Raw genomic sequence first — 12,575 nt, 5'->3', positions numbered from 1 at the left:
AGGAATGACGGATGAGGCTAATGCTGAGTTTGAAGCATTAATTAACTACATTAAACGCAATCGCGGATTTGATTTTACAGGTTACAAGCGTTCTAGTTTGATGCGGCGAGTGCGCAAACGAATGCAGGCACTCGACCTTGAGAACTTCAGCGATTACATGGATCGCCTAGAGGTAGCGCCAGAGGAATTCGTCCTTTTGTTCAACACAATTTTGATCAATGTCACGTCCTTTTTTCGCGATCGCGCTACCTGGGACTACGTGACGACAGAAATTGTGCCTCGAATTACTGCCCGCAAGGAACCTACAGAACCAATTCGGATTTGGAGTGCTGGCTGTGCTTCGGGACAAGAGGCTTACACTTTAGCAATGGTGATGGCTGAAGCAGTGGGAGTCGAGCAGTTGCGTCAGCGCGTCAAAATTTATGCGACAGATGTGGATGAAGAAGCGCTCAACCAAGCCCGCCACGCTACTTTCAACGAACGAGAGGTGAGTTCCGTTCCGCCGGAAATGTTAGAGCTTTACTTTGAGGGTTCCAACGGTGTTTATACTTTTCGTAAAGACCTCCGCCGTTCGGTAATTTTCGGTCGTCATGACTTGTTACAAGATGCACCTATTTCCCGCATTGACTTGTTGTTATGTCGCAACACGTTGATGTATTTCAATGCTGAAGCTCAATCGAGAATTATTGCCCGCTTTCACTTTGCTTTAAATGATGCTGGCTTCTTATTTTTAGGTAAAGCAGAAATGTTACTCAGTCACGGCGATTCTTTCACGCCAGTCGATTTGAAGCGACGAATTTTCATTAAAGTCCCTAAAGGAAATATGCGCGATCGCTTGTTGCTTATGGGTAACAATCACGTCGATGACGAAGCAAATTATTTAGCTAGCCACGTCCGCATTCGAGATACAGCATTCGACCTCAATTCCACCGCTCAGATCGCGATCGATGTCAATGGACTACTCACATTAGCTAACGAACGCGCCCGCAACTTATTTAACATTCACCCTAGAGATTTGGGTCGTCCGCTGCAAGACCTGGAAATTTCTTACCGCCCTCTAGAACTGCGTTCTCGGATCGAGCAAGCCTATGCCGAACGGCGTGCTATCAGCCAAACAGAGGTAGAGTGGATTTCTGCCTCTGGAGAGACTTTGTATTTTGACGTACAAATATCGCTCCTGCAAGACATTAACGGGAGAATGCTGGGATGCAGCATTGTCTTTATCGATGTCAGTCGCTCTCGGCGGTTGCAAGAGGAACTAGAACATTCCAATCAAGAATTGGAAATGGCTTATGAGGAATTACAGTCAACCAATGAAGAATTAGAGACAACCAACGAAGAGTTGCAATCTTCTAATGAAGAACTGGAGACAACGAACGAGGAACTGCAATCGACTAATGAAGAACTGCAATCTTCCAACGAAGAATTGCAGACAATTAATGAAGAACTGCGATTGCGCAGCGAGGAACTGAATCAAGTCAACGCCTTTCTAGAGTCGATCCTCACTAGTCTGCGCGGTGGAGTGGTAGTCGTGAATCGCGAACTGCAAGTCCAAGTTTGGAATAATAAAGCTGAAGATCTATGGGGCTTGCGCAGTAACGAAGTTGAAGGACAACATTTTTTAAACCTCGATATCGGTCTACCAGTCGGGCAGATGCGACAGCAAATTCGCTCTTGCCTAGCGGGAGAATCTCGCTCTATTGAAGTGTTTCTAGATGCAATCAATCGGCGCGGTAAGGCGATCCAATGTAAAGTCACTCTCACCCCTTTAATGGATTATCGGCAAGGAATTCACGGGGTCATCATGTTGATGGAAGAACAAGGGTCAGTGACCAGTGACTCCTCGATAACTGATAACTGACAACTGATAACTGTTTATCGCTCTTTCATCACTTCAGTGAGAATAAATTCTGGAACCCGCTCTACAGAGGGATTTCTTCTAAAATGCTCCAAATGAAGTCAGATATTAGAAAGTCAAGCCTGAAAGCCATATGGGATAAGCAATCTCAATTTAGAGTTAGATTTTTTCTTGATTAGAGTGATTGAAGAGGGTTATAGCGATTCTCGTTATGATGCGATACATTCGTAGGGGCGCACAGCTGTGCGCCCCTACAGATCTTGTATTTCATCGAATTGAAAAAGGCTATAAATAAAGCTTTTGACTGAGTTATTCTCTTCCTTTCAGTAGGTTTGAGAGAATCACTTTATTAGCTATTTTTTTAGTGAATAGCAGTATAAAAGTGAAAAGAAAATAATGTTAGCTAGCGTACATGCATTCCTTAACTTATATTAATGTTATTGCTGAAATATTGCATTTGCCTCAAAACCTTCGCGTTAAAAATAATACCTGATTTCACCAATTCAAGCCAGTCGATTAGTTAAAAATACCAAAAAACAGCAATTTTGACAGAATTTTTTTAAAAACCATGTGTATATTATTGCCCGCTGTTTTATTTCACACCACCGTTAATCTCAAGTCAAAGCACTACCTTGTTTCTACCCTTAGAGGGATAGGTTTAGCTCAAAGGTCGATCGCCATACAATATATGGTCAACCCGCTGCTGCAATCTCGATTGGTGGAGGTGTAAAATGGACGCGAGGCTATTTAATCAAAAAATAGAAACCACATATAAACAGGCAGCCCAACTATACAAGCGCACTAAAGTAGCATCGCCAGAGCAACGGGCAGAATTGCTAGAACAATCGCTAGAAGAATTAAGGATAACTCTAGAGGAATTGCACGTAGCAGAAGAAGAAATATTAGCCCAAAATCAAGAATTGGCGATCGCTCAGAATCAAATTGAGATCGAGCGCCAGCGTTATCTAGACTTATTCGAGTTTGCTCCCGATGGCTACATTGTGACAGATGCAACGGGAAAAATTCGCGAAGCTAACCGCGCTGCTGCTAAGCTACTCAACGTGCCACAGCAATTCTTAGTCGGTAAACCTCTGATTAGCTACGTTCCCTACGACCAACGGCAAGTTTTTCGCACTCAGTTGCAAAAAATGTCTCAAATGCAACAGATGCAAGAATGGGAGTTGACAATTTGTCCGCGCCATGCTGTAGCTTTTGATGCTGCCGTGACGGTATCAAGCATGTACAATGCAAGTGGTATTCCTATGGGATGGCGGTGGCTGATCCGAGATATCACTGCCCGCAAACAGGCGGAAGCAACGATTCGCACCATTCAACTGCAAAACTTGCAATTACAAGAAGCCGCAAAGCTGAGAGCGCATTTTTTGGCAATTATGTCTCACGAGCTACGCAGTCCCTTAAATGCGATCGTCGGGTTTTCTCAGTTATTACTGCGTCAGACTCAAAGTGCCTTGCCTCAAACCCAAGAAAATATGGTGTCGCGTATCCTTAGTAGTGGAAGGCATTTGTTAGTTTTAATTGAAGATATTCTCGACTTTTCCAAAGTTGAAGCTGGCAAGCTGTCTTTAAAATTAGAGCGTTTAAATCTCGTCGATCTAGTTATAGCAACGACAGAAGAAATGCGCTGTTTAGCCGAACAGAAACAGCTTGATTTCCAGAGTTCTATCGCTATAGAATCCCCCATAATTAGCAATGACAGCGTTCGCCTGCGGCAAATCTTACTCAATTTGCTCTCAAATGCCATCAAGTTTACTGAAATTGGTAAGGTGGAAATTAGAGTGTGGGAATTAGGTTCAGACCGAATTGCGATCGCGGTAGAAGATACGGGAATTGGTATTGCTCCAGAAGACTTGCAATCTATTTTTCAACCATTCCGCCAAGGGAACCAAACTCTAACTCGCCAGCATGGAGGTACGGGACTGGGATTAGCAATTACAGATTCCTTAATCAAGATGATGGGAGGCAAAATTTCGGTTGAAAGTAAATTAGGTGAAGGCGCGACATTTTACGTCGAGTTACCGCGTCAGGTTGGACAGCAATAGACATCGGTTAAAATGCACAGTTTTTGGAGATCCCCCAACCCCCTTCAAAGGGGGGCTAGGGGGGATCGAGATCTTCAACTTCAAACGCAGAACTCCTACCGACTCTTGTACGGGCGGGTTTCCAAACCCGCCCCTACGATTCCCGACTCCCTTAATTAACAGAACTCAACTCTTTACCCACAACAGCCTCCGGCGTATCAGCTTCAGAAGGTGGTACGACTTGCCAGAATTTAGGCAAATATTCCGACCAATTCGCTAGAATAGCTTGTGCTTTTGCAGAGTTTGTGCGTTCGGCGTGCGTTTTAATCAGCTGGCGTAACTGTTGTTCTCCCGCAGGCGAACTGACTTGTTGCAGCTTGACGATTTCGTGGTTGACTAACTCAGAGAAATTCCCCTCTTCGTCAAGGAAGTAAGCTAATCCACCCGTCATCCCCGCACCGACGTTTCTGCCAACTTTGCCCAAGACGACAATCGTACCACCAGTCATGTACTCGCAACAGTGATCGCCCGCACCCTCAATAACTGCAACGCCTTTGGAGTTACGGACTGCAAAACGCTCGCCTGCGATTCCGTTAGCAAAAAGCACTCCACCCGTCGCCCCATACAAGCAGGTGTTACCGACGATAACATTATCAGCCGCTGCATAGTTAGCTTCTGGAGGAGGCGTGATGACAATTTCGCCACCATGCATCCCTTTACCTACGTAGTCGTTGGCTTCCCCGACGAGTTTCAAAGTCATTCCCGATAAGTTGAATGCACCAAAACTCTGTCCGATCGCACCTGTAAAGTTGAGGTCGAGTTGTCCTTCAAAACCATCATCGCCGTAAAGAGAGGCGATCGCCCCTGCAATTCTCGCGCCTACGGTACGGTCGGTATTAACGACATTGTAGGTTTTACTCACGGCAGATTGATTTTGAATTGCGGCTTGGATTTCTGGATCGGCAAGAATCTCGTCATCCAGTACGTGTCCGTTGCTGTGGACGCTTTCGTGTGACAGCCAAGCACGATCGCTTTTCGTATCGGGTAATTTGGTAATGCAATCGAGGTTGAGAGTTTGTGTCTTCGTCAACCGCACCTCTTCCCTAACTTTTAGCAAATCGGCGCGACCGACAATTTCATCGAGAGAACGATATCCCAACCGTGCCAATAAGCTGCGCGTCTCTTCCGCGATAAATAAGAAGAAGTTGACAACGTGTTCTGGAATCCCTGGGAAACGCTGGCGCAAGTCTTCCCGTTGAGAAGCCACACCCACAGGGCAATTGTTGGTATGGCAGATTCTTGCCATGATACAACCCTCGGCAATCATAGCGATCGAACCGAAGCCGAATTCCTCTGCTCCCATCAACGCACCCATTAGCACATCCCAACCACTCTTAATTCCGCCATCAACGCGCAAGATGACGCGATCGCGCAGACTATTTTGCATCAGCGATCGATGCACCTCCGTCAGTCCCAATTCCCACGGCGTACCCGCGTGTTTGATCGAACTTAAGGGGGATGCGCCCGTACCGCCATCGTGACCGGAAATTTGAATGATATCAGCGTTAGCTTTAGCTACCCCCGCCGCGATCGTTCCAATCCCGATTTCTGCGACTAATTTCACTGAAACTTGGGCTTTGGGATTGATCTGGTGCAAGTCAAAAATTAGCTGCGCCAAATCTTCAATCGAATAGATATCGTGGTGGGGTGGCGGCGAAATTAAAGTGACTCCTGGCTTAGAACGGCGCAGCAGGGCAATGTAGGGGCTGACTTTTTTGCCTGGGAGTTGTCCGCCTTCGCCTGGTTTTGCCCCTTGAGCGATTTTAATTTCGATCTGCTTGGCGTTCATCAGGTATTCTGGTGTCACGCCAAATCGACCGGAAGCAACTTGTTTGATGGCGCTGGATGCTGTGTCGCCATTTTTCAAACCCTTGAGATGAGGTAGCAGCGAGGAACGTCCTTCGCTCACATCTTCTAGAACCTTAAACCGAACTGGATCTTCTCCGCCTTCACCAGAGTTAGATTTACCACCAATCCGGTTCATGGCGATCGCCAAGACTTCGTGCGCTTCCCTTGACAAAGCACCCAAAGACATGCCACCCGTACAGAAGCGCTTGACAATAGCGCTAGCTGGTTCCACTTCCTCAACTGAAATGGGACTGCGATCGGATTGGAAGTCGAGTAAGTCCCGCAAAGCAGTTAACGGACGGTTTTGCAGGTGTTTTTTGTAAATGTTGTAATGATCCTGATTCTCTGGACTAGCAACAGCTTTGTGCAAAGCCTTCGCCAGTTCGGGGCTATTCATGTGATATTCGCCCCCTGGACGGTACTGGACGAAACCGAAGTTTTCCAGCTTCTTCACCGTCACTTCTGGGAAAGCGCGAGTATGGAAGGATAGGACTTCGCTTGCCAATTCCTCAACGCTCAAACCGCCCAAACGCGATGTCGTGCCGTAAAATCCAATAGCGAGTAAATCGTGTCCGATGCCAATCGCCTCAAAGATTTGCGCTCCTTGGTAGCTCGATAGCAGCGAAATTCCCATCTTGGATAGAATCTTCAGAATCCCTGCTTCGACAGCTTTTTGGTAGTTAGCTAAGGCTTGCTGTAATGTCAGACTAGACATTTTACCCCGCTCCATCATCTGCTGGGTCTTTGGGTCGCCATGCCAACTTTCCACTGCGGCTAAGGTGAGATAAGGACATACAGCAGATGCACCGTAACCAATCAGACAGGCAAAGTGATGGGTACTCCAACATTGTGCCGTATCGACGACTAGCGAGGCTTTCATCCTTAGTCCAGCCTTAATCAGGTGGTGGTGTACTGCTCCTATTGCCAGCAAGGGTGGAATATAGCTAGTTTCAGCGCTAATTGGATTGGGCGTGCGATCGCTCAGAATTAAAATTTGCTTGCCAGCTTTGACAGATGCAACTGCATCAGCTTGTAACTTTTCTACAGCTTTTGCCAGTCCTGCGGGTCCTGTAGTAATGTCGTACTGCGTCGAAAGCGTGGCGCACTCAAAACCAGATTGAGTAATTGCCTCCAAATCTGCCTGCTGTAATACGGGAGAATTTAACAGCAAGCGTCGGGCATCTTCCGCTTGCGGGTCGAGCAAGTTACCACGAGCGCCCAATTCTACTTTTAACGACATTACCAAGCTTTCCCGCAACGGATCGATCGCGGGGTTAGTCACTTGGGCGAACCGCTGTTTGAAGTAATCGTACAGCAGATGCGGCTTTCCTGAGAGGATGGCTAAGGGGATATCATCACCCATACAAAATGTCGGTTCTTTCCCTTCCGCCGCCATCGGCTGAATTGTCATTTCTACATCTTCGCTGCTGAAACCGAAGGCGATTTGGTGGCGCAGGAGAGTTTGTCTATCTGAGTAGGGGCTAGAGGCTAGAGGCTGGAGGCTAGGGGAAGAACCGTTACCATTTTCCCGACTCCCGACTCCCGACTTCCGACTCCCCAATTCCACGCGATATTGTTTCAGCCACTCACCATATGGATGTGCTTTGGCGACGCGCTGTTTGATTTCCCAGTTTTTGAGGATACTACCTTCGTTTAAGTCTAGAGCAATGGTGTGTCCTGGTCCGAGTCTGCCTTTTTCAAGAATTTCGCTTTCCTTCAGGTCTACAACTCCAGCTTCAGAAGCAACCACCAGCATTCCATCTTTAGTCACGACATATCGCGCCGGACGTAAGCCGTTGCGGTCTAGTGTAGCTCCTACAGTTTTACCATCGCTGAATACGAGTAAGGCGGGACCATCCCAAGCTTCTTGGATACCGCTGAAGTATTCGTAAAAGTCTACAATTTCAGGATATTGTGCTAGTTCTGGTTGATTTTGGTAAGCTTCGGGAACCATCAACATCAAGGCTTCCGAGGGGCTGCGACCGGAACGCACCAGCAATTCAAATACGTTGTCTAAGGTAGCAGAATCGCTGTTATCGAGCTGTACGATTGGATTGAGGGCATCCAAATTACCTTGCCATACAGGGTGGTTTAAGTCAGCTTGTCTCGCCCGCATCCAGTTGATATTACCCAGCAGCGTATTAATTTCGCCGTTATGTCCCAACAAGCGCATCGGTTGGGCAAGGGGCCATTTGGGTAAGGTATTGGTGCTGAAGCGGCGGTGATAAACGCAAAAAGCACTTTGATAAGCAGGGTTAGTTAAGTCTTGGTAGAATTCACCCAATACCTCAGCGCGTACCATACCTTTATAAACGATGGTGCGGCAGGAGAAGGAACAGATATAACAGTGTTCCGACCATTGAAGTTGAGTTTGTTGCGCGATCGCCTTACCGATGCGACGGCGGGTAATATAGAGTTGACGTTCCAGTCCTTCACCTGTTAGCTCGGAACTGACAATTATTTGCTCGATTTGCGGTTGGTTTTCCCGTGCTTGAACGCCCAAAATCTCCGGCTTCACGGGGACGACTCGCCAACCCAAGACTGTTAGTCCAGCAGCAGTAGCAACTTGTTCGATGACTTCTCTAACAGTTTGGGCTTGTTGTGGTTCTTGGGGTAAAAATACCATTCCAATTCCCGTGTTTTCCTGCGGTGGAATGGCAATATTTGGCTGTTTCATCCAAGCATGAAACAGTTCCCACGGGATAGCACTTAAAATACCCGACCCATCGCCGGAGTCGTTATCGGCGCTGCACCCACCTCGATGTTCCAAGCACCCCAATGCTTTGAGTGCTGCACTCACAATACCGTGGCTGGGAATATTTTGCTGTTGAGCAATCAGTCCGACTCCACACGCATCTCTTTCTTCTACTAGCCATCTGGGTTCCACGTAGGAATTCACTGATTCAATAGTATTTGTATTATGTAGATCTCGATTCATACGGTTGCCATCCATAGACTAGTCCTAAAATGATGTTTTTATTGGTAATGGGTAATGGGTAATTGGTAGTTGGTAATGGATAATTGGTAGTTGGATGTTTTAGCCCGACTCCTGACTCACGTACGGGCGGGTTTCCAAACTCGCCCCTACAACTCGCTCATTCTCGTCCGTGCTGTTGCCAATGCTTTTCGTACTTGCTCGAATCCCGTACCTCCGTAACTATTACGGGCAGCAACGACTTGATGGGGTGCGATCGCCTGGTATATATCAGTATCAAATGCTGGATGCAATTCTTGCCATTCTACTAAAGTTAAATCCTTTAAAAGTTTGCCTGCGGCGATACAGGTTTTGACGACCTTACCTACCAAGTTATAAGCTTCCCGAAATGGTACGCCTTTTGTAGCTAAATAATCGGCGACATCTGTAGCATTAGAAAAGTCTTCTGCTACTGCTTGGGCGAGGCGTGGAGTCCGAAACTCCAATCCTTCAGCAAACAAAATTGTCATTGCTTCCAGACATGCACTAACGGTACGAACGGCATCAAATAACGCTTCTTTATCTTCTTGTAAATCCTTATTGTAAGCTAAAGGTAAACCTTTCATCAGTACCAATAATGCCTGTAAATGTCCGCAAACTCTCCCAGTTTTACCCCGGACTAATTCCGGCACGTCAGGGTTTTTCTTTTGCGGCATGATACTAGAACCAGTCGCGCAGCTATCTTTGAGTTTGACAAAACTAAATTCTTCTGATGCCCACAAAATCACTTCTTCAGATAGTCGGGACAAATGCACCATAATTATGCTTGCTGCTGCTAAGAATTCTATGGCAAAATCGCGATCGCTCACTCCATCTAAACTGTTAGCATAAACTCCATCAAATTCTAATAATTTCGCCGTGTAATGGCGATCGATAGGGAAAGTAGTTCCAGCTAACGCACCGCTACCCAAAGGAGAAATATTCACTCGCTTATAGACATCACCAAGTCTTTCTTTATCCCGTTGCAGCATCTCGAAATATGCTAGCAAATGATGGGCTAAACTTAGAGGCTGGGCGCGTTGTAAGTGCGTGTAGCCAGGAATCAGCGTTTCAATATTCTGTTCGGCTAAATCGAGCAAAACCGTTTGCAGTTGCTCAATTTGAGCTTGAATTTCTTGAATTTGGTGACGCAGGTAAAGGCGAATGTCCGTACCGACTTGATCGTTTCGCGATCGCGCTGTATGCAGTTTTTTACCGGCATCGCCAACAATTTCTGTCAAGCGTCGTTCGACGGCAAAATGCACGTCCTCTGCTTCAATTCCAGGCGTAAACTGTCCGTTACGATATTCTTGGCGAATTTGTTCTAAACCCGATACCAGTTGTTGCGCTTCCTCTGGGGTAATAATACCTGTATGCGCCAGCATTTGAGCATGAGCAATCGAACCTGTCAGGTCGTATTCAATCAGTTCGATGTCAAAGCCAATGCTAGCGTTAAAACAGGCGATCGCGGGATGCAAAGCCGTTTCAAATCGCTGACTCCAAGTTTGGTTGGTTGCTGGTGATTTCGGGAGGTGCGTATTCAACTTTCCTTGACCCTGTGTTACCTAAGTGTGAAGATATATTGCGACGTGTTGAAATTACTTTCGACTCTAAAAAAAAGCTGTGAATATTTTGTGAATAACCCTAATGTTGTAAGTTCTGGATTGTAGATTGTAGAAAGATGATTAATCAGCAATGTTCGTTGCCTCTTTTAGGACATAATTAACGCTAAAAAACAGTATTATAAAATACATTTTTCTACAAGCAAGCTGGAAAACTGAAAATTCGGTTTGTAGTTCTTCATAAATATATTTTGCAGCTAGTACCTGAAACTGTGTGCTTTATCACAGGTAACTCACAACTGTAGAGACGTTAAAGAAAATGTCTCTACAGTTGTGATTACTCGCCGATCGCTGGATACTGGTCGAACCGCTGCATTAATTCCAGTAATTCTTCTCGGCTGGGTTGTCTCCCATCCTTTGTTAATTCAGCCATTCCCTCAAAATATTGTTCTCTGGCATCGGCAGGACAGAACATAATCAATAACTTCGATCGCGTTTGTCCTGGGTTAGAAAAACCGTGTGCGGTATTTTCCGGTACGAGCATCATCGATCCTGGTGCAGCCGTCACTTTGCGTCGATCTAGTATCAGTTCGACTTCGCCTTCCACGACATAAAATATTTCGGTCAGTTGCTTGTGGATATGAGGACTTGCACCTTCGGTTCCAGGCTCCATAACAAACTCAAATAAGCCAAAGTGACCGTGGGTATCTTTACCTGTAACTTTAAAGGTACAGGTACTCGTGCGGATATTAACCGATCGCCCTTCTCCAGGCTGCAAAATAATTGGTAATGACATCTTTCAGTAAGTCAACAGTTAAAGGTCAAAATTTATGCATTTGTAGGGGCGAGTCGATCTGAAATCTCGGTCGGAGTCACAGATGTTTAGTAAACCCGCCTGTACAAAAGTCAAAAAAAGGAAAGTTAGGGCAATACTGCCACAGCATCAATTTCAAATAACATCCAATCGAGTGCTAATCTTGGGACTGGAATCAGCGTGCTAGCAGGTTTACGATCGCCTTGCCACATTGCATTGCGTTCGATTGAGATCGATCTTTGTTTTTCCGCATCATGTGCGACTGAAAGCAAGGTAATTTTTACTACTTGCTCAGGAGTTGTTCCAGCCGCAGCCAAAGCTGTACGAAGATTTGAGAATGCCTGTTTGAGCTGTGTAGCAAAATCATCCGAGACGGGATTACCATGTTCGTCCTCACCAAATTGACCTGCAATGTAAACTAAAGTTGCTCCAGCAGGTACAACTGTAATGTGAGCAAAACCGTAGCCAGATGGATCGCTCAATCTAGTTGGGTTGATACGTTGAATTTCTCTATTCATCCTTTTGACTCCGAATAACAGATGGAATACATATGGTTCGTAGGGGCGCACAGCTGTGCGCCCCTACCATCTGAATTGCGCTCGCCAGCAATCCTATTTGGCAAAATCTTTTGAAACTACGTAAATCATGCAATACGAAACCCGTACTTGCCTTCACTTTCTAAAGATATTTCGTTATAAACTAGAGTCTAAAAGACAAAGCTAACTTTGTAAAGGCTTGTCTTTATTTTCTGCCTTCTGCCCTTATTCCCATGAAAACCGAGTCATCAAATCAAAACATTCGCACAAGACGAGCGATCGTCAAGCTGCTGAAACAAGAGGGGGCAATGGATGCGGCGGCGCTTGCCTCTCATTTTGGCATCTCAGCAATGGCAGTGCGTCAACATTTATATGCATTACAAAAAGAGCAACTAGTCACCTATCAGGAAGAACAACGGGCGATGGGTCGTCCGGCGAAGTTGTGGCAACTCACACCCGCAGCAGACCGCTTCTTCCCTCATGGATATGCCGAGTTAACGTTGAGTCTAATCGATTCAGTCACAGAAGCTTTTGGATCGGAGGGATTAGAACGGTTGCTAGAAATTAGAACTCGCCAACAAATTGAAGCATATCGAGAGCAGATTCGTACCACTAGCAGTATTCAGCAGCGGCTAGAAGCCCTAGCGAGTATACGTACCGACGAGGGGTACATGGCAAACGTTGAATCTCTCTCAGATGGCTCATTTCTATTAATTGAAAACCACTGCCCGATCTGCGCCGCTGCCACAGCTTGCACGGGACTGTGCAGCCAAGAACTAGAAGTCTTTCAATCGACTCTAGGTGAAGACGTGGCGATCGCCCGTACCGAACATCTAATCGCAGGCGGACGGCGTTGTGTATATCGAGTTAGCACGTCCGCATTGTAGAGACGTTACATATAGAGA

At 46.2% G+C, this 12,575-nt stretch carries 7 protein-coding genes; 3 read left to right on the top strand and 4 right to left on the bottom strand.

Features of this window, described 5'->3' with window-relative positions:
• Window positions 1-4: 4 nt before the first annotated feature.
• The gene (locus H6G17_RS06505; RefSeq protein WP_192155332.1) at window positions 5-1,861 is read left to right on the top strand and encodes a CheR family methyltransferase; all 1,857 of its coding nucleotides are present in this window, start codon (window positions 5-7) and stop codon (window positions 1,859-1,861) included.
• A 728-nt stretch (window positions 1,862-2,589) separates the two neighbouring features.
• Window positions 2,590-3,918 carry an ATP-binding protein gene (locus H6G17_RS06500; protein WP_192155326.1) on the top strand — a complete coding sequence of 443 codons (1,329 nt, stop codon included), beginning with the start codon at window positions 2,590-2,592 and terminating at the stop codon, window positions 3,916-3,918.
• A 151-nt stretch (window positions 3,919-4,069) separates the two neighbouring features.
• On the opposite strand, the gene gltB is transcribed toward H6G17_RS06500, so the two are convergent.
• The 4 genes from gltB to H6G17_RS06480 all read right to left on the bottom strand — a co-directional run bounded on the left by gltB (window position 4,070) and on the right by H6G17_RS06480 (window position 11,652).
• Complete coding sequence (gene gltB / locus H6G17_RS06495) at window positions 4,070-8,758, bottom strand: glutamate synthase large subunit (RefSeq protein WP_192155319.1); 4,689 nt, start codon at window positions 8,756-8,758, stop codon at window positions 4,070-4,072.
• A 131-nt stretch (window positions 8,759-8,889) separates the two neighbouring features.
• Window positions 8,890-10,302 (bottom strand): argininosuccinate lyase, encoded by a 1,413-nt coding sequence (gene argH / locus H6G17_RS06490; protein ID WP_192155317.1) that lies wholly within the window; start codon window positions 10,300-10,302, stop codon window positions 8,890-8,892.
• A gap of 355 nt (window positions 10,303-10,657) precedes the next feature.
• Window positions 10,658-11,116 carry a cupin domain-containing protein gene (locus H6G17_RS06485; RefSeq protein WP_192155315.1) on the bottom strand — a complete coding sequence of 153 codons (459 nt, stop codon included), beginning with the start codon at window positions 11,114-11,116 and terminating at the stop codon, window positions 10,658-10,660.
• A gap of 125 nt (window positions 11,117-11,241) precedes the next feature.
• Window positions 11,242-11,652 (bottom strand): RidA family protein, encoded by a 411-nt coding sequence (locus H6G17_RS06480; RefSeq protein WP_192155313.1) that lies wholly within the window; start codon window positions 11,650-11,652, stop codon window positions 11,242-11,244.
• Between the two features lie 251 nt (window positions 11,653-11,903).
• Between H6G17_RS06480 and H6G17_RS06475 the strand changes: the two genes are divergently transcribed.
• On the top strand, window positions 11,904-12,557 hold the full coding sequence (locus H6G17_RS06475) for a metalloregulator ArsR/SmtB family transcription factor (RefSeq protein WP_192155311.1): 654 nt from the start codon (window positions 11,904-11,906) through the stop codon (window positions 12,555-12,557).
• Window positions 12,558-12,575 lie beyond the last annotated feature (18 nt).

It is taken from the genome of Chroococcidiopsis sp. [FACHB-1243], assembly GCF_014696895.1.
GTDB lineage: Bacteria > Cyanobacteriota > Cyanobacteriia > Cyanobacteriales > Chroococcidiopsidaceae > Chroococcidiopsis.
The sequence above is the reverse complement of the archived record's forward strand: the minus strand, read 5'-3'. Positions and strand labels throughout refer to the sequence as shown.

Coding starts and splice junctions, on each gene's coding strand:
- H6G17_RS06505 (WP_192155332.1), top strand. CDS start 5: ATGACGGATGAGGCTAATGCTGAGTTTGAAGCATTAATTAACTACATT.
- H6G17_RS06500 (WP_192155326.1), top strand. CDS start 2,590: ATGGACGCGAGGCTATTTAATCAAAAAATAGAAACCACATATAAACAG.
- gltB (WP_192155319.1), bottom strand. CDS start 8,758: ATGGATGGCAACCGTATGAATCGAGATCTACATAATACAAATACTATT.
- H6G17_RS06485 (WP_192155315.1), bottom strand. CDS start 11,116: ATGTCATTACCAATTATTTTGCAGCCTGGAGAAGGGCGATCGGTTAAT.
- H6G17_RS06480 (WP_192155313.1), bottom strand. CDS start 11,652: ATGAATAGAGAAATTCAACGTATCAACCCAACTAGATTGAGCGATCCA.
- H6G17_RS06475 (WP_192155311.1), top strand. CDS start 11,904: ATGAAAACCGAGTCATCAAATCAAAACATTCGCACAAGACGAGCGATC.